General features: G+C 41.5%; 16 protein-coding genes. 4 read left to right on the top strand and 12 right to left on the bottom strand.

The features are described from left to right. Positions 1-123 precede the first annotated feature (123 nt). The 5 genes from gnpA to NST74_RS05075 form a co-directional block, all read right to left on the bottom strand. The gene (gene gnpA, locus NST74_RS05095) at positions 124-2,292 is read right to left on the bottom strand and encodes a 1,3-beta-galactosyl-N-acetylhexosamine phosphorylase (protein ID WP_341110782.1); all 2,169 of its coding nucleotides are present in this window, start codon (positions 2,290-2,292) and stop codon (positions 124-126) included. A 17-nt stretch (positions 2,293-2,309) separates the two neighbouring features. Continuing rightward, positions 2,310-2,477: a DUF6903 family protein gene (locus tag NST74_RS05090; protein WP_170880250.1), complete on the bottom strand. Its 168-nt coding sequence runs from the start codon at positions 2,475-2,477 to the stop codon at positions 2,310-2,312. 9 nt (positions 2,478-2,486) lie between these two features. After that, a complete protein-coding gene (locus NST74_RS05085; RefSeq protein ID WP_042124581.1) occupies positions 2,487-3,380 on the bottom strand; it encodes a carbohydrate ABC transporter permease in 894 nt (297 codons plus the stop codon). A gap of 12 nt (positions 3,381-3,392) precedes the next feature. Next, positions 3,393-4,286 (bottom strand): carbohydrate ABC transporter permease, encoded by an 894-nt coding sequence (locus tag NST74_RS05080; RefSeq protein WP_339289427.1) that lies wholly within the window; start codon positions 4,284-4,286, stop codon positions 3,393-3,395. A 95-nt stretch (positions 4,287-4,381) separates the two neighbouring features. Then, positions 4,382-5,749 carry a carbohydrate ABC transporter substrate-binding protein gene (locus NST74_RS05075; protein WP_341110777.1) on the bottom strand — a complete coding sequence of 456 codons (1,368 nt, stop codon included), beginning with the start codon at positions 5,747-5,749 and terminating at the stop codon, positions 4,382-4,384. A gap of 237 nt (positions 5,750-5,986) precedes the next feature. Here NST74_RS05075 and NST74_RS05070 point away from each other — a divergent pair, with 237 nt between their 5' ends. Further along, a complete protein-coding gene (locus NST74_RS05070) occupies positions 5,987-6,829 on the top strand; it encodes an AraC family transcriptional regulator (RefSeq protein WP_042124575.1) in 843 nt (280 codons plus the stop codon). Positions 6,830-6,970: 141 nt separating this feature from the next. On the opposite strand, the gene NST74_RS05065 is transcribed toward NST74_RS05070, so the two are convergent. The 5 genes from NST74_RS05065 to NST74_RS05045 all read right to left on the bottom strand — a co-directional run bounded on the left by NST74_RS05065 (position 6,971) and on the right by NST74_RS05045 (position 13,964). After that, entirely contained in the window at positions 6,971-8,173 is a 1,203-nt protein-coding gene (locus NST74_RS05065) for an MFS transporter (RefSeq protein WP_341110773.1), read from the bottom strand. 169 nt (positions 8,174-8,342) lie between these two features. Continuing rightward, positions 8,343-9,893 (bottom strand): hydantoinase/oxoprolinase N-terminal domain-containing protein, encoded by a 1,551-nt coding sequence (locus tag NST74_RS05060; RefSeq protein WP_042124573.1) that lies wholly within the window; start codon positions 9,891-9,893, stop codon positions 8,343-8,345. Beyond that, positions 9,886-10,989, bottom strand: a complete 1,104-nt coding sequence (locus tag NST74_RS05055) for a DUF917 domain-containing protein (RefSeq protein WP_341110770.1) — start codon at positions 10,987-10,989, stop codon at positions 9,886-9,888. The genes NST74_RS05060 and NST74_RS05055 overlap by 8 nt, the downstream gene beginning before the upstream one ends. Next, a complete protein-coding gene (locus NST74_RS05050) occupies positions 10,986-12,254 on the bottom strand; it encodes a cytosine permease (RefSeq protein WP_341110769.1) in 1,269 nt (422 codons plus the stop codon). The genes NST74_RS05055 and NST74_RS05050 overlap by 4 nt, the downstream gene beginning before the upstream one ends. A gap of 123 nt (positions 12,255-12,377) precedes the next feature. Beyond that, a complete protein-coding gene (locus tag NST74_RS05045) occupies positions 12,378-13,964 on the bottom strand; it encodes a PucR family transcriptional regulator (protein ID WP_341110768.1) in 1,587 nt (528 codons plus the stop codon). A 222-nt stretch (positions 13,965-14,186) separates the two neighbouring features. Between NST74_RS05045 and NST74_RS05040 the strand changes: the two genes are divergently transcribed. After that, the gene (locus NST74_RS05040) at positions 14,187-15,164 is read left to right on the top strand and encodes a tRNA dihydrouridine synthase (RefSeq protein ID WP_341110765.1); all 978 of its coding nucleotides are present in this window, start codon (positions 14,187-14,189) and stop codon (positions 15,162-15,164) included. Between the two features lie 339 nt (positions 15,165-15,503). Here the strand turns inward: NST74_RS05040 and NST74_RS05035 are convergent, their stop codons facing one another. After that, complete coding sequence (locus NST74_RS05035; protein WP_341110763.1) at positions 15,504-15,761, bottom strand: hypothetical protein; 258 nt, start codon at positions 15,759-15,761, stop codon at positions 15,504-15,506. A 78-nt stretch (positions 15,762-15,839) separates the two neighbouring features. On the opposite strand from NST74_RS05035, the gene NST74_RS29915 reads away from it, so the two are divergent. Both NST74_RS29915 and NST74_RS05030 read left to right on the top strand, forming a co-directional pair. Next, positions 15,840-16,307, top strand: a complete 468-nt coding sequence (locus tag NST74_RS29915; protein WP_445668170.1) for a helix-turn-helix transcriptional regulator — start codon at positions 15,840-15,842, stop codon at positions 16,305-16,307. 70 nt (positions 16,308-16,377) lie between these two features. Further along, entirely contained in the window at positions 16,378-17,361 is a 984-nt protein-coding gene (locus tag NST74_RS05030; RefSeq protein ID WP_341110761.1) for a tRNA dihydrouridine synthase, read from the top strand. Between the two features lie 70 nt (positions 17,362-17,431). On the opposite strand, the gene NST74_RS05025 is transcribed toward NST74_RS05030, so the two are convergent. Further along, positions 17,432-18,817: a family 4 glycosyl hydrolase gene (locus NST74_RS05025; RefSeq protein WP_341110758.1), complete on the bottom strand. Its 1,386-nt coding sequence runs from the start codon at positions 18,815-18,817 to the stop codon at positions 17,432-17,434. Positions 18,818-18,820 lie beyond the last annotated feature (3 nt).

The raw sequence follows: 18,820 nt of genomic DNA, 5'->3' as shown, positions 1-18,820 counted from the left end.
ATACAAAGAGATAAAAGCGAAGCGTTCACCTAAGCGAACACGTTAATCCTAATTAAAAGACAAAGCTGTACCAAGTAGCCATTTTCATGACTTTGGTACAGCTTCTTTGTGCTGATATTATGTTTAGATTTCGTACCACTTGATCTCATTCGCTTCCAGCTTGAGTGAGAAGCTAGAGCCATCACCACGATAAACGACAGTTTCCTGTGGCTCATAAGTGTTGTTCACGACGCAGTATTTACCATTTTTAACATAGGCATGAACCTCAACGTTATAGTTTTCACTGAACCAGCGATTTAGCTCGTGGTCGCTGTGAGTGCTCCAGAGGATTGCACGGTACAGTAAGCGACTGTTCTCAAAACTATAAGGCAATCCACTAATGTAGACAGATCGTCCACTACCGAATTCATTCACTGCAAGTTGAACTTCTTTATCAACCTGACGAAGGACAGTGGTGCCTTCGAGAGCAAATATATTCTTCTTTCCTTCACCGAAATCGATAATCTTCTTTCCTTTATCATCTACTCCGAAGTCTTCAGTAATAAAATGATCCTGCTCTTCCCAGTTATATTTATCATAACCGAGAGTGAATCCTTTTTCTTGCTCAACACCGAGAATGCTTGCAAGCTGGAAGTACCTTCCGTTCGCTTGATGAGCTGCGGGTTCGCCCACTCCGATGAATCCTCCGCCCTCATGAACAAATTGCTTTACTGCTGTTACAATATCTGTATCCAGCCACCAATCCCCACCTGTGTAGGCCGTATCGCCATCCCCTACATTCAAAACGACATCGATTCCTTTAAGGATTGAGGGGTCATTCTTAATATCATCAAAGCTAATGAATTTGACATCAAAGGGTGCACCAGATAACGTCTCTATAATCCCTGCATAGCTATAATTTTGTTTTTGATAAAGGGCATGATGAACCATATGATTACCCCATGCACGCATTTTACCCCAGCAGTTGAGTACTGCAACGGTTTTGACACTGTACGGTGTTGTTCCGTGTACATTATCATACAAAGTACGGAATTCATCACACACACTCTCGATGTAGCTCATGAAATCCGGAAAATCCAGTGCCAGCTTCAAATATCCGCCATAACCAATTCGGTCAATTGGCTTACGAAGGATCGCCCGTCTTGCTGTGACCCAGTTTACTTTGGCTTCACGTACAGGATCTCCACCCTCATAGAACGTATCTGGGAAGAAATACGGTAGGAAACGTCCCTCTGTATAATTCACACCAGGTATATCGCTAATCAGCCGAAGGGTGGAGCCATTGCCTACACTACCGACAACAGCATCTACCCCAATCGATGAGAATTCTTCCATAAATGGCTCGGTACCAATCCAGTGATCACCAAGAAACATCATGGCTGTCTTTCCATATTCGTGAGTAATATCGACTAATTCCTTGGCAAGCGCGGCAACCTCACGCCGCTGAAATGCCTGAAAGTCTTGGAACTCCTTGGTCGGAATGCGATAGTTATTATTATAGTAGCCCTGATCAATGATATATTCGGCTCTAAACGGATAGCCCATCTCTTGTTCAAATTGTTCAAGAATATAAGGACTAACCGATGCTGAATAGCCATACCAATCCACATATTTCTCACGTGCAAGCTCATCGAAGACGAGTGTGAATTGGTGGAAGAAGGTCGTAAATCGAATGACATTGACATATGGATGTTCATCAATAAATTGACGTAGTCGTTGCATTGTGAACTCACGCGACTTCGGTTGGCGAACATCAAAGGTGATCTGAGGCTCAACATTTTCCCAACCATTCGTGACCGCATTGTACATATGAACGGGATCCCACATAATATAGGCTAGAAAACTAACCGTGTAATCGTGAAAGGGACTTGCTTGAATAATAACACTGCCCGTTTCTTCGTTATAGCTCCATTGCTCAGTCGATAGCACATCTCCTGTGGTACGATCGATAACTTCCCACCAGCGCTTGATATCGTCATGAGTATTCACTTTCAGCATATCTGGATATAGTCCCTTCATTAAAGGGATAGTGAGACTGGTGCCTTCAGCAGTATAAAAAGGCGTCATAAGATACATCTGCTGGATTTCATCCGGATTTGCTTTTGCCCAGCCATTTTCTTTACGAGTGGTATAGTAAGTGGAATACACCTTAGCATCGATATCCCGCAATTCTGCTGGGAAATCAGTACCATCGCAATCACGTACAGCATCCGCACCCCAACGTTTCATGACTTCTATGGTTTCAGGAATAACATCCAGATCTGTTGGAATCGTGACCCGTCCTTTGTTCATCTTAAATAACTCTCCCTTTATTTAAATTTCCGATTATAGAACCAGAGAAGACCTATTAGAAGTGCCAGCCCCAGTAGCATAATTCCGAGCCCGGGTGCACCAATATTTTTTTGCCCAATAATAACGAGTACTAGCGCGAAGATGAAGACAATCAGCATCAACAAATTGCGTAACGGATTACTCATGGTATCACCTTAACCTTTCAACCCGCCCATGGTCATGCCTTGGGTAAGCTTCTTTTGTACTAACATATAAAGAATAAGGGTTGGCAGCATGACTATTACTAGACCTGCATACATTTGTCCATATTCGACAGCTGATTTCTGAGCAGCCATCAGATTCATTAAACCAACTGGTAATGTTCGAAGTCCTGGCTTCGTCAGTAAAGTCATCGAAATGATATATTCGTTCCAGAAGGAGAGGAAATTAAACAAGATAACCGTTACAATGCTAGGTTTAGCCATTGGCATAATAACCTGCACCATCGTTCGGAAATAGCTTGCACCATCTACAGAAGCAGCTTCTTCAAATTCCCTGGGTAATGATTTAAAGTAGCCCCCCAATAGATAAATCGTGAACGGAAGCGCCATTGCAGCATAGACAAGTGCCAGAATGAATAAATTATTCAGGAGTATCGGCTGTCCAAATAAATTGCGAGCGACCTTGTCACCGTTATTGAGCATTAGGAAGATCGGAACAACAATATAATTCACATTGATAAATAATCCTGCCATAAACATCAAATTCAAGATGACGCTTCCCTTGAATTTATAACGTGCAAGCACATATGCAGCAGGTAAGGCAATGACCAGCAGAAGCGCGATCGCAATCACAGTTACGATTACGGAGTTGAACATGTAACTGCCCATCTTAGCTTTCTGCCAAGCATCCGCAAAGTTCTGTAGATAAATTCCTTTTGGAAGAGCCCAAGGATTAGCATAAAATTCTACATTCTGTTTGATGGAGGCCATAAACGCCCAAGCTACAGGGACGATGATGATAATCGCTAGTAGGATCAGCACAACATAGATGAGGACCTTATACAACTTATCGCCGGCTCCATGATGTGTGAGTTTATTATTATTCAAGTTGTCCCCTCCTTAATATTCCAAATGTTCACGTCTAGTGACTGCGTTTAGGATAGCAGCTAGTGCGAATGAGAACAGGAACACAATTACACCGATTGCCATACCGTAACCATACGAAGAGTTGGTATACGCCTCTTTGTACATATAGCTCAAGAATACCTCAGTAGAACCGTCAGGCCCGCCTCCGGTCATCGCCACAACAAATAGGAAGCTCATATTGATTGTGCTGATGACGAAAAAGGTAAGGGTTGTACGGATATTTGTCCAGATTAAAGGGATCGTAATAGTGAAGAATTGATGTATCCTACTTGCACCTTCAAGGTCAGCGGATTCATATAAGCTTTCAGGGATATTTGCCATACTTGCCATATACATAACCATGTAATAACCGATAGCCTGCCAGATCATAGCGCCTGCGAGTGAGAAAATAACGATCTTCTGATCACCCAACCAAAGTGTTGGGTCTGATGTTGCTCCGCGGAATAAATTTAAGAATGCATTTAGCAGCCCACTATTTGGATCATAAATTGCAGAGAATATTGCACTGATAACAACAACAGATAGAATGTTCGGGATGTAGAAGATAACTCGTAATACATTTTGTCCTTTTAGATTTTCTCGTGAAAGCATGGACGCGAACACTAGCGCAAAAGCAAACGTAATGATCGTAACTAAAATGATCAGTAGAAGACTGTTCTGAAACGCTTGATAAAATTTATCACTTTGAAAAAGCTTCTCGAAATTTTGCAGCCCTACAAAGGTTTTGTCATCTGTGTATCCACCCCATTTGTACGTGGACATACGGAATACATTGATTGTAGGTATAATTAGAAAAACAACGAATAGGATTATGGCGGGAGCAATACAGAAGAAAATAAAACGCCCTTGTCCTTTCTTGATTTCCATTGGTCCATCTCCTTCTTAAGGTAAAAATAATGGTGGCAGCTTCGCGCATGCCACCATTGTTCACAGATTGAATTGGTATCCAGCATTGCCTTTAATTATTTCAACGCTCCACGTAACTGATCGCTTGCTTTCGTAATCGCTTCAACCCACTGTGCTTGTGTCTTAGCCTTAGTCACAAGGGAATCCACGGTACCAAATACGGTATCCGAAATACTTACCCCTTCAACCGGATCTGTTGTAGCAAATGCCCCCATAGCTGCCTTTGCACCACCATCATAGATGCTATAGAAGAGTTTATTGTCACCTTCCAATTTGCCTGCCATATCGTTAATAGGTTGGACTGCACCTACTTTAGCAAAAATGCCTGCTGCTTCATCTGAATAAAGATAAGCAATAAATTGTTTTGCAAGATCTGCATTTTTAGCTTTCGCAGGAACCCAGATTTGTTCAAAGAAGGTGTAGGAGTATCTATCACCACCAGCTTTTACAGCTGGTAGAGCAGTGAATCCCCATTTAAATCCTTCAGCACGAGGTGCTTGACCCATTTCACCAACAACCCATGTACCGTTTGGCATGAAGATAGCTTTGTTATCAAGAATAAGCTGTTGATTCTTAGTGAAGTTGTCTTTATTTCCATTCGCCGGAACTGTTTTTTCAGTATAGGAAGCTAACTTATTAATAATATCAAATGCTTGTGTTGCTTCTGGTGTTTGCCATATTCCTTCTGTGTAATGCGTCGCTTTGGTGAAGAAATCAGGACCCCCAACTTCGTTAAGCAAAGCATAGAAGAATGAATCGAAATAACCGGTCGTTGGATAGGAGAACAATGCAATTCCATCAGCCTTAGCTTTGTCTCCTAATTCCCACATTTCATCCCAAGTCGTAGGGACCGCCCAGCCTTTCTTCTCAAGTAAGTCAGCATTGTAGAACAGACCTGTTGGGCTATAGAACATCGGCATCAGGAAGGTTTTTCCATCACCGTAAGGGTTCGTAATGGTTGTATCCGTAAACCCAGGAATGAGCTTGTCCTTAACAGTAACGCTTTCACCTGGGACTGTCATTGAAAGCACGTCTGTGAGATCAGTGAGGTTATTGTCTTTAATGAAGGTTTCTGTCAAACCCTTAGGCTGACCTACGGCAAGATGGATGACGTCAGGAAAATCCCCTGATTTCATACCCGGTCCGATAACATCTTCAAGACTTTTGTCGATGGTTGATTCAACCTTTACTCCAGGGTTAGCTTTTTCAAATCCAGATATAATCTCTTTCCATACATCAGATCCGTAAGCGGTTTCTAAAGCGGCTAGCTTAAGAGTACGAGTTTCGGCAGTCGAATTAGAATTCTTCGATGTGTTGGTGGCATCTGTAGATGTGGAACTAGAATTACTTTCAGTATTACCACCACAGGCCGCAAGACTTAGAGACAGTGCAGCTGTAAGTGCAAGGCTAAGAACTTTTCTCATAATAACCCTCCATATTTATCTTTTTATTAGTGCTGTAATCCGCGTACGTAGGAGCTTTCTTACTCCCTTATCTTATCTGATCGTTCGAGTTTCTTTCAACAAACATGTTGCCGTTCATTTTATATATCTTGCTTTATTAGAATTTATTTATAAATTATTGACTATTTCAATTTATTGTTATGCAGTCTAGTAATTGTGGTAAAGTAAGCTTATATCAACGCAAAGGACTGACCTTATTTGGGAAATGTACGTTATTCGTTACCTGGTAAAGGACGTGGAGAAATTCCTGCCAAGTTAATCTATGTCAGTTCCTCTATTTATGAAGGTGATTGGTACAGCATGCGTCATTCTCATAATTTTTCCGAGCTTTTTTATGTCCGAAGCGGGCGGGGAAACTTCATTGTAGAGGATGAAATCTATCCAGTGAAGCAAGACGATCTAGTTATTGTGAACCCGAATGTCGAGCATACCGAGCTATCGGTTAGTAGTGATCCACTTGAATATGTCGTGCTTGCGGTTGAGGGGATGAGCTTTGACTTTGGCGATCGAAGTGCTAGCCGTAATCATGAGATCATCAATTATCGTAATCAGAGGGATGAGCTATCCTTCTATTTCAACGCTATGCTTCGGGAAACGGAAAATAAAGATGCAAACTATGAGGCCATTTGTCAAAACTTACTAGAGGTTGTAGTCACTATATTAATGAGAAACTCTGGCCATCCATTTTCCGTCGTGGCTACTCAAAAGGCTAACAAGGTATGTAGCAGGATCAAACGTTATATTGACTCTAACTATTCAGAGGAGATTTCACTTGACTATCTGGCAGAGAAAGCACATTTCAGCAAGTATTATCTGGTGCATACCTTTGCAAAATATTATGGAATGTCACCCATCAATTATTTAATTGAGGTCAGGCTTCGTGCCAGTAAGGAGTTACTAGAAACCACGGACCTCTCCATCTCTCAAATTGCGGAATCTACTGGTTTTTCTTCCCAAAGCTATTTCTCACAAAGCTTCCGCCGAAGCTGTAATCTAACTCCACGCGATTACCGGCTTCAGACCAAGCGACGAGTTCAATGACGGCGCAGCATCATTTGTCCGTTAGACAATCCTGTAGATAACGTATAGCGTTAAAAAATGACTACCTCCTGTTTAGGAAGTAGTCTTGTCTTTAAATAAGAGTATTTAATGTGACCAGTTCTTACGATGAGCTGAAATAGCCTAGGCTACCTCATGATGAATAACCGTTGCCTGGCTATGCTGATCCAACTTATAGCATATCAACGCAATCACACATGCCGATATCGCCAGGATGGAAGCCGCTATAGGAAGGGAAATTAACCCTCCATGCCCGGCAACCACTCCACCAATCGCAGATCCGCCTGCGATTCCCAGGTTAGACGCTACTGGATTCAACGATGCAGCAAGATCCTTCGAGCGTGGTGAATACTGCTTGGCCAAATCTATCAAATAGAGCTGGGCCGGTGCGCTCACAATACTCGACATTACGGCTAGCATCATTAGCACGATCATTCCTAGAATCGAGATTGATGCGGTCATACTAAAGACGATATAGACCACAGCTTGGATAAGAAATACGAATCTAAGCTTACTTACCGCATTTCCAGTCGCAACCTTGCCCCCGATCCAGTTGCTGACAATCGTGGCAATTCCGTAAACAAACAGTACGCCACTAACCGAGCTCTTAGGAATATTCATCACTTGCTCCAGCAATGGTGTAATGTAAGTGTACATCACAAATACCGCTCCTACTGCCGTAACCGGAATGAGAAAGGCGAGAATAATACGCCCATTCGTGAGCAGTTCGATCTGATCCTTGAGTGAGCTGGGCACAGGCTTCGGTAGTTTACGTGGAATATAAGCATAATTTAGTGCTATAGCAATTCCGGCTAATACCCCATTCAGAACAAATGCTGCTGGCCAGTTGAAGAACTGCCCTACAAAAGTGCCGATCGGTACACCAAATACATTCGCCACAGCGAAGCCGCTCAAAATGGTAGCAATCGCTTTGCCTCTCTTCTCCGGATCAACCGCTTCATTCGCTACTGTAATGGCTACAGAAAGAACAAAACCACATAGCACGGCAGTAACTATTCTAGTCACCAGCAGCATACTGTAGGTTCCTGTTATAGCACTCCATAAATTCAGCAACAGAATTAATACAAGTGACACAAGAATCGTAGTTCGTTTCGGAACACGGCTGAACAAGGACATCATAATCGGTGTGCCAATGGCATAAGCGATCGCGAAACCAGATACCAAGCCCCCGGCTGTCGCTAGCGTTACTCCGAGGCTCAAGGATATTTCCGAGAGTAAACCAACAATAATATATTCCGTTGTACCCAGAATAAAAGCCATAAAAGTAAACGAGAAAATCAATGCGCTCTGACGTGATGTTTTCATGGTGCTCTCCATCCTATTTATCTCTATTTTTATAAGAACATACCTACTCATAATACTCATTTGGACTATATTGATCAATCCTATTTCTCATAAAAAGAAGCATCACACAAGTTCAAAGAACTCATGAGAAGCTTCTAGTTTTACATCATGGAGTTGTTTTAAATGCTTTCTAGCTCATTTCACCTACAACTTTAACTCTTAACCGGGTTGCATTTTCGGGATGATAAGCAAGTGGTGTCTCTTCAACCTCAACCAATTTAATCGTCGTTGGATCGGCTCCTGCCATTACCGCTTGTTTCACCGCTTTTTCCTCAGCATCTCTTAATGACTGCTCTCGCGGCTCTCGTGAATAAATATATATTTGTTCATACTGTCCGCTAATTTGAGAAATTGATGCACCGATGGCATTGGCAACTCCACCGTTCTCTACTTTAATAATGCTGGCTACGCCGGGAATCTCATCTGGAATAATAACACCGCCCCCGCCTACGAGTACAATCTGTACATCCTCGGAAGAAGTTTTCATCTTATCAATCGCCTTGGCTATGATCGAAGAAATGACGGACAGGACTTGTTTGGCAAATTCTTCATCAATGTGGCTTACTAAGCTTTTGTCTCCCACGTCAGCTAACCCGAGGCGAACCGCAATATCCGTCGTAGTCAGGGTGCTCCCACCAAATACGAGCGCTTCTTCTGCGATCTTATAGCCCACGCTATCCGGCCCTACTGTAATCTGACCATTGTCTACGCGAACAATGCTTCCGCCGCCAAGTCCTACAGAGATGATATCCGGCATTCTAAAGTTTGTGCGAATATCTCCTACTTCCACTGCTACAGAGGACTCTCTTGGAAATCCATCCTGCAAGACGCCGATATCCGATGTGGTGCCGCCAACATCGAGTACCATCGTATCTTTAATGTTCGCTAAATAAGAAGCTCCCCGGATGCTATTCGTTGGTCCACAGGCAATCGTAAGAATTGGGAATTGCTTAGCATATTCAATGGACATAAGCGTACCGTCATTTTGGCATAAGTACACTTCAGCGCCTTGAATCCCTTCTGCTTCTAACGCATTTTCAAAACCTGTGCTAGTGGTCTCGATGACTTTGCATAAAGCCGCATTCAGTATGGTTGCATTCTCACGTTCAATCAGGCCAACAGATCCGATCAAGGAGGAGCAAGAAACCGGATAAGTTTCCCCGTATTCTTTCCAGATTAAGTCTCGAACCTTGAGCTCCTGATCATTTTTAATGGATGAGAAAACACCAATGATGGCAATAGATTCTACTTTATCTCTCCATTCGACTAGAAGCTCTTTGATCTCCTGCTCATCAAGCTCACTAAGTAATTTACCATCGTATTCATACCCACCATGAACTAATGCAAAGTTTCCTGATAGTTTTTCTACCATGTCCTTAGGCCAAGCCGTATATGGCAGAACAGAAGCGGTAGCAGGGAATCCTAACCGAATCACACCGACTTTGGCTAATTTCTTCCGTTCTACGATAGCATTAGTACACTGCGTTGTCCCTAGCATCGCATGTGTAATTTTCGTTTTATCAATGCTGGCTTCCTTCAATACATTACGCAGTGACGTCTCAATCCCCGTTTTTATATCCAGTGTCGTTGGGGATTTAACGCTATGAATTAATCGGCTTTGCTCGTCCAAAATAATAGCATCGGTATTCGTGCCACCTACATCTATTCCAATTCTAAACATGTTTAGCCACCGCCTTACTCACCAATTCTTCAATAGGAGCATAATCGTAATCGTAGCCAAAGTATCTCGGTCCTACCGTTTCGATTCCTTTTTCCGTTCTCCATTTAGGATGTGCCGGTAAGCCAATGACGCGAACGCGTTTTCCATATTTCAAGCTCTCTGTTGTAACAGGCAATAAAGTTTCATAATCGACTAAGCATATTAAATCCGGGGTCATGGCTACAACCTGGCCATTTTTCTTGGCAAGCAGATTCTCATTTTGAAAATATACCTTCATCTGCTCGTCTTTATTTCCTTCAATGCCCTCTAGGTTCATTTCCCCAAAATTGAAGCCGCCTTTGGTTTCCCGGATGACATCTGTTATTTTCCCTTGGAACAGCTCGTAACCGGATGTCAGGTTTAGAAGCTCTTCAAGCTTGTCTTTTGCATCTCTGTTGTTGGAAGAAATGATCTCTCCGATCTGCTCAGATAGCGTCACGATGTTATGGACACCGCTGTTCTTGATTTGAGCCCCAGTCGTTGGATACAGACTTACCAAAGCACTAGCTCCCATCTCCACTGTAGCTGTACGGGCTAACCGTTCGGTCCATTTATTATCGATCGTCTCAAAAATACCAATGTTCCCTTTTTCATCCGAAATTGCGAGCGGCGCAGCCGAAATGCCATCCAGGTTAAACGTCACCATCTGCAATTCAGGAAATGCCCTACCCATCCCATCGCAATCAATAAGCGGTAAATTCAGCTGTGCTGCAACGACGATCGGAATCATCGAATTGACTCCGCCTGCTTCCATCGGAAATGTGCCTGTAATTTTTTCTCTGCCCAAATATTTGGCCAGCATCTGAAACACCTTAACAAACTCATCGCCTTTCGGAAATTTCTCCACTAATACAGAAGGCGCACCCATCATGGCGGAAGGAATGAAAAAGTCTTCATCCTCGATTTCATCCACAGAATAAAGTCTTACAGGTCCGTACTTTTCAATAGCCGAAAGAGCCATGAGTTTACCGATGTAAGGATCTCCTCCTCCACCTGTGCCTAAAAATGCAGCGCCTACGGCAATATGTTCAATTGATTGTTCATCTAAATATCTCATTTATTTCCCTCCATTATGACAGTTTTTGAGGCAGTAAATCGGTAGCAGACAATATATAAGACAAATGAAATGACGATACCGAGTAATGGCTGATTTGATAATTGAGGTAAGCTTGGGAAAAAGGACAGCACAACGGGCATACAAGCAATAATGGATCCGACCAGCCAAGAAAATACCCCTAGACGATTAACGCCCTCTGTTTCCTTCCAACGGTTCTTATCGCCTTTATTCATGATCCAATAGGATGCAATCATTACCCCTGCTACCGGCGGAACCATAGCTGACAAGATCGACATCACTGGCGTGAAATAATTCAAGATACCGATCACAGCGAGTACAGTCCCGATGAGTCCAGCAATCCCTACTGCCCATTTCTCTTTTTCTTTGGAAATATGCAATACATTGGTAAGCGCAAATCCACCCGAGATTGCGTTGACCATATTCGTTTTCCAAGCAGCCAGAATCAAAACAGTACCCCCAATAAAAGGCGTTGTAATATTTATAAAGACGGCCGCAATATCGCTAGTCTGGTAAGCAATCGATAAAATAGCACCCACACTAATCATCAGTACGCCAGAAGGAACAATTCCGATTAACGCTGCTTTTAATACGTCAGAACGTTTTCTTGAGAACTGAGAGTAGTCGCCTGCAATGACAGCCCCTAAGGCAAATGAGCCTATTGTTACAGCTAAGCCATCCATGAAATTCATATGCTTCTCAGGCTGGTAGCTCCAAATGTTCTGCACGGAATCCATAGTGAACACTTGAACTAAACCATATATGCAAATCACGATTAATAAAGGCACTGCAATATAACTAAGTACTCTCAGCACTTTCATTCCGTACATTGCTGAGATCACCATAACCAAACCGCTAATTAAAGAAGCAAGGGGAACTGGGACTATCACTCCATACTCCGCCAGCAGGTTCGCCAGTGCCGCCCCGCATACATTAGCCTGAATCCCGAACCAACCGAGGCAAGCAATAGCGAGAATAATGGATAAAATCGTTCGCGAGCCTTTTTTGCCAAAGACTTGGGCTGCGACTTGAACGGTTGTTTTCCCAAGATCCGTACTCTGAATCCCCTGAAGTATCATAAGGACAACGATAATGGCGTACCCTAAAAATGCGATCAATAATGTCATAGGTAAGCTCATACCAGATATCAACGTATTCCCAACCAGGAGGCCAGGTATACTGATCACCGCTCCGGCCCATACCATCCCCAGAGTGAACCAAGACTGAGGTGCTCCGTCCTTTCTCATGTTAGTTCTCCTCCTCGAAAAGTAATTTTTCTTATTATAGAAGGAACCATGGGATTACGTCTTTTTCTAAAATAAAAAAAAATCCGTGATTTTTGTCTTATTCGACAAAAACTACGGATTATACTAGCTATGTGTGAGTCGATAAATCATGCAAGCGATATACACATCGTAAGATTCGGAGTTGACGGTTACATCATAACCTATTAATTCACTGATCTTTCTAATACGATATTTTACTGTATTTTTATGAACAAACAGCATTTTCCCACAGTTATCAAAATTCCCCTTTGCATCTAACAAGAAGGTTATGAGTGTTTTTATCGACTCTGGATCACCTAGAATGGGATCAATCACAGACATCCATTCTTCAAGGATTTCTTCCCCCTGTTCACTTAACTCAATAGCTTGTTTCATAGAACGCATCTCGGCTGCTGTGTACAATTTACGATGCTCATACATCAGATGGACTTTCCGTCCCACACTGTTCACCAGCCGATACATGCGTCGTACATCTTGTGTATTTCTCATTCGGGGAGCATAGACTATTTCGGAAATAAGCGGGGCTGAATTCGTCGTGTCAATATACTCCGCTGCAATTTCATACTCATTGTACTTGTAAGAGCAATTTCCCATGAGAGCTATTATACAATGATCGATAGTTTGAATGACCGCCGTTTTATAATATTTGAACAAATGCTCTTCCAGCTCTTCACGAATTTGTTTCTCTTGCGATAAATCGTGAATATATACTAACCACATCATCTGAATGGAAGAGACATCAATGTGGAGAAAATGAGCCAGTCTTCGCATTTTTTCGCTTTCATCATTAATAATTGCTTTTACCAAGGCATATTCGCTAACCTCGTTATGCTTATCCCCCCACAAATTGATCGCTACTTGTACAACCTCGCTGATTTTATCGATGGTCTTCGCAGGTAATTTTGAGTTCTCTTTAATCAAAAATAAATGCAGCGCTTCTCCGTTTTTTTGATGAATACTCTTGTATTCCACATAGCAATTTGAAACAGGCTCTGCTTGTCCTTTCGTCATATTCATCAAATAGGGGGCGTAGGTCTCAATAATATGCCCCACGTTTAACGATGAATTACGGGGCCACATTACTTGATTTACGATATCTAACTGGGTGTTCGTCAGGATGACGTTCGCTTTCAGCCGATCAGACAATATTTTCAGCGTAATTTCGACGCTCCGTGAGTGTTCTGGCAAAAGGGATACTTTCTCTAACGCTTCATTTACAAAATTATCATTGATCGTCTGATTGTTCAGAACAATCGCTTCCATCACTTCATAAATCACTTCGTTGTAGCGAAGTGAAAAATCATTTTCCGGCATACAAATGATGATGAAATTTTTGGACTCTGCTAATTGCAGTAACTCGTCAGCTACTTCAGGAATGATAATTCCTACATAGTATAAGATCAATCCTACTTCTCCAAGCTCGTGCAAGTACTCTATCGTTTCACACTGTTTCTCTACACTGTCCTTAATGGAGTAAAAAGAGCTGATCACTATCTCTTCCGCATACCACTCTTCTTGAATGGAATGGACAATTCGAGAAGAATAATCCGCATTTGAAACCTCTAGTACGGATAAAGAAGAAATGGTGCGGTGTAGATTATTATTTCCAGTTAGCACCTTTGCTCCTCGAAAGGAAGGAAGTTGCAGCATATCTTTTACAGTTATCCCCATATCTTCACCACTTCTACTGTATTGTTATCTCATGTTGCCATTAATAAAGCTTTATACATCTTATTTTAGCACTTCAAGCTATAAGCTATGTATATTGATTTCGCTATATGTATTCTCCTTTCTTCTGTGCAATAAACGAAAAAAAATGATACTATGTATGTTGGGTAAAAGGTCTTTGCTATAACTTATATGTTTTTATATATCGCAACAAGAGGAGAGAATATGAGTAACGAACAAAACTTTTGGCTTGATTTACCGAAGCCGTTTTTTATATTAGCACCAATGGAAGATGTCACAGATGTTGTATTTCGTCACGTCATTAGTGAAGCTGCCAAACCCGACGTGTTTTTCACAGAATTCACTAATACAGAAAGCTATTGTCACCCTTTAGGAAAAGACAGTGTACGTGGTCGATTAACGTTCACAGAAGATGAGCAACCAATTGTCGCTCATATTTGGGGTGATAAACCTGTATTTTTTGAACAGATGAGTATTGATATGAAAAAACTTGGTTTTCGCGGTATCGATTTAAACATGGGATGCCCCGCACAAAACGTCGCATCCAATGGAAAAGGTGCTGGATTAATACTACATCCTGAGGTTGCAGCAGAAATTATTCAAGCAGCAAAAGCCGGTGGATTGCCGGTTAGTGTTAAAACAAGATTGGGTTACTCTGAGATTGATGAGTGGCGGGATTGGTTAACACATATATTGAAGCAAGATATTGCGAATCTTTCCATTCACCTTCGTACAAAAGAAGAAATGAGTAAAGTAGATGCACACTGGGAGCTAATCCCAGAAATAAAAAAATTACGCGATGAAATTGCTCCAAATACGTTATTAACTATAAATGGAGATATCCCAGACCGCGCAACAGGATTAAAGCTAGTTGAACAATACGGCGTTGATGGTGTCATGATTGGCCGCGGCATCTTCACCAATCCATTTGCTTTTGAAAAAGAACCTAAAGAACATAGTCCAAAGGATTTTCTCAATTTACTTCTATTACAGTTGGATCTTCACGATAAATATTCAAATGAACTCGAGCCACGTTCATTTAAACCACTTCTTCGCTTTTTCAAAATCTATGTTCGTGGATTTAGAGGCGCAAGCGAATTAAGAAACCAATTAATGGATACAAGATCAACAGATGAAGTACGTCGTTTAGTAAAAACTGTTTTAGAACAAGAATTAGAATGAGGCATATTAAACTGTGAATTGCCCCGTCAATTAGACAGTACAAAACGATCTAATGCTTAACAGAATGAAAGGCCTCTCGTATTTCTACGAGAGGCCTTTCATTCTTACCCTATACGGTCAGAAAGTAGTCCTCAATTCTAGTAAAATCAACTTACCTATAACTGTTCCAATTTCTCGTATTGGTGCAATTGAAGCTAATGGAGCAAGCCTCATCGCCATCAGAAATATATTAAGAAGCTGGCGAGCAAATACAACCAATCAAGATCATTTTCCAGTTATTTTACCATTCCCTTATAATTTGTGCACGGCCCGCTCTTACAACCATGAAAAAAGCGACGATTACATAATTAATATTGGATAATTCAAGCGTCGATAATCGTGACCATACAGATGGAGTTCTTCCTCTTCATTAAACTGGGCATACCCTAACGCACGAATCAGTAAATCTTCAGGATACAAATGATCGGAATGTGAATGTGTAAATAGCAAATCACGAACCTTATCCATATCTATAGAATCACGAATGGAATGATGTAAGGTGTACGCCGGCACGTAGCATCTATATCGATATCGTAGGAGAAATATCAGAATATTCATTTACTGTTGTTCAACTTGTCATATCGCATTTAGCACTTACAGTTAATAACGTCTTGCGAACATTAAAAGAACAACGCAATTTTAACATTACCCGAATTCGATACAACTTTTTTACTACCCAATCATGTTGAAACCATAGAAGAAATCAATGCTCCATATTTCAAGATATTTGAAGAAATAAGTCAAAAGCTCGAAGAGAAACGAAATACAAAGCAAGAGGAACTCGATAAAAATGTACATCATATTATTGAGCGGGATTATAGTAATTCCAACCTATGCATAAATTCAATTGCAGACGAGCTCTCGATGTCTCTCATTTATTTGAGCCGGCTATATAAGCAGTTAACAACAAACGCTTTATCAGATAAAATTAACGAACTGCGGTTGGATAAAGCTAAAGAGCTGCTGAAGACCTCTGAATACACCATTGTTGATATCGCCGAAAAAACTGGATTTACTAGTAGTTCATATTTTTATCGTTTATTTAAAAATAGTACTGGTATAACCCCGAGCGATTATAGAAAAAAGATAAAGGTCCTCCTATAATTCTGTGCATTAAACGAAAAGAAATGATACTATGTATGATGGGCAAAATGTTGCAAAAGAAGGAGAACTTATGAGTAACGAACAAAATTTTTGGCTTGATTTACCGAAGCCGTTTTTTATATTGGCACCTATGGAAGATGTCACAGATGTTGTATTTCGTCACGTGGTTAGTGCAGCTGCAAAACCCGATGTGTTCTTCACGGAATTTGCAAATACAGAATACTACTGTCACCCTAAATTAAAGGTAAAGGAAAGTGTGCTTACTCGATTAAGGTTCACGGAAGATGAACAACCGATGGTCGCTCATATTTGGGGCAATAACCCGGAGTATTTTGAACGAATGAGCATGGATATGAAAAAACTTGGTTTTCGTGGTATCGATATAAACATGGGATGCCCAGTAAAAAACGTCGCAACCAATGGAAAAGGTGCTGGATTAATTCGACATCCTGAAGTGGCAGCAGAAATTATTAAAGCGACTAAAGCTGGTGGATTGCCGGTTAGTGTTAAAACAAGATTAGGATATAGCGAAATTGATGAGTGGCGCGATTGGTTAGGAAATGTATTGAGACAAGATATTGCGAATCTGTCCATACACCTCCGTACAAAAAAAGAGATGAGCAAAGTAGATGCACACTGGGAGCTCATCCCCGAAATCAAAAAATTACGCGATGAGATCGCCCCAAATACGTTGCTAACCATTAATGGGGATATTCCTGACCGTGCAACAGGCTTAAAATTAGTAGAGCAATACGGGGTTGATGGAGTCATGATTGGCCGCGGTATTTTCAAAAATCCATATGCTTTCGAACTAGAACCTAAAGAACATAGTGTGGAGGAGCTTCTTAACCTTCTACTTTTTCATCTAGATCTTCACGATAAATATTCAAAAGAGGTTGAACCACGTCTATTTAATCCACTTCGAAGCTTCTTCAAAATCTATATTCGTGGATTTGACGGAGCCGACGAACTAAGAAATCAATTGATGGAGACGAATGCAACCGATGAGGTACGTAGTTTAGTACAACCTTTTCTGGATGCAGATTCGGAATAATATGTAATGCAAAATAAATGGCCTCAGTTCTGAATTTCATCAGACTGAGGCCGTTTTTATTAAAGATGTCTTACTTCCACTCCAGCTTTGGCAGTATTTCTTTTTGCAGCTCACACATTTCATCGATCATCGCACAAGCTTGATAGTAGGTTGGTGCTTGCGGATCAAGCAGGATCGCTTGCAGCAATTTTGTTCTCGACTCTTCAAGAAACGCCTCCAGTAACAGTTTATGGATTGTACCTTGAATATGGATCATTCCGATAATGGCAGTTGGCAGTTCAACCGTCATTGGCTTAAATACGATACCCTTTTTATTAACGATCGCTTGCGTTTCAACAACCATATCCTCTGGAAGTCCTTTAATAGCGCCGTGGTTTGGCATATTAACAGCATTCAACTCGATTTCATCGTCGAAGAAAATCGCTTCAATAATTGGTATTGCGTATTCATTACTAATTTGAACCTTATCTTTATCAAATAGATAAGCCTGCTCAGACCACTGCTCTTGATTCAGCGTAGTCTCGAATAAGCCTTTATCCAAAGTACTGCCACTTGCACAATATACAAATTCAGGTGTTCTGGAGTCCTTCTTCCACAGCTGCTCGCTCATTGGATTGTAACGGAACTGCAAAGGTAGTCCAGCATAGAAATCCTCTGCCCAAGAAATATACTCCCCACAATGGTTAGTCCCTGGGTAAGGGTAGTAGCCATAAGTATGGTACAAGGTTCTGGATAATCCAATATGATCGAAATGTGCCAAACGGTTAGCTTGCTTTTCTTTATCATGGAATAGAGGGTATAAATCCTCTCCCGTACTCTTGTTCCAGATCTTCGTAAAGAAGCCAAAGTGGTTCAATCCGCCGCCTTCAACTGCAATATCTTTACTATCCATCTCCAGGAACTCAGCTAGCTGATGAATCCCCATGTCTAAACCATGGCACAAGCCTACCACTTTGATTGAAGTTAATTTGGAGATGGCTTCCACTAGCTTCGCTTCCGGATTCGTATAGTTAATTAGCCAGGCATCTGGACATACCTTCTCCATTGTCTTTGCAATTTCCAGCATCGGACCTAAATTTCTCAAGGTGTGGAACATTGATCCTGGTCCGCCGTTTTCTCCATATAGCTGCTTGCTACCGTAACGGCGCGGAATGTGGAAGTCTTGTGACCAGTAATGATATCTTTCTACCTCAATCGCAAAGATGGAGAAGTCAGCCTCTCTTAAGGCATCTTCCAAATTCGTCGTTTGCCAAATCTTCGCAGGATGAGAAAATGCCGTAAACATTTCGGTTGCATACTTGTACGTTCTATTCACATTCTCTTCTACAATATCCATAAGTGCGATTTCGAGTTCTACTTGATTTCTCAAACGTTCGGATAACACGAGATCTTGAAGTGCTCCTAGTCCAAAGGAAACACTTCCTGCTCCGATTAACGCAACCTTCAACTTTTTCATGGT

Origin of the sequence: Paenibacillus sp. FSL F4-0125 (genome assembly GCF_038008565.1) — a bacterium.
Lineage (GTDB): Bacteria > Bacillota > Bacilli > Paenibacillales > Paenibacillaceae > Paenibacillus_AQ.
Note: the sequence above shows the minus strand (reverse complement) of the source record. Positions and strands in the feature narration are given on the sequence as shown.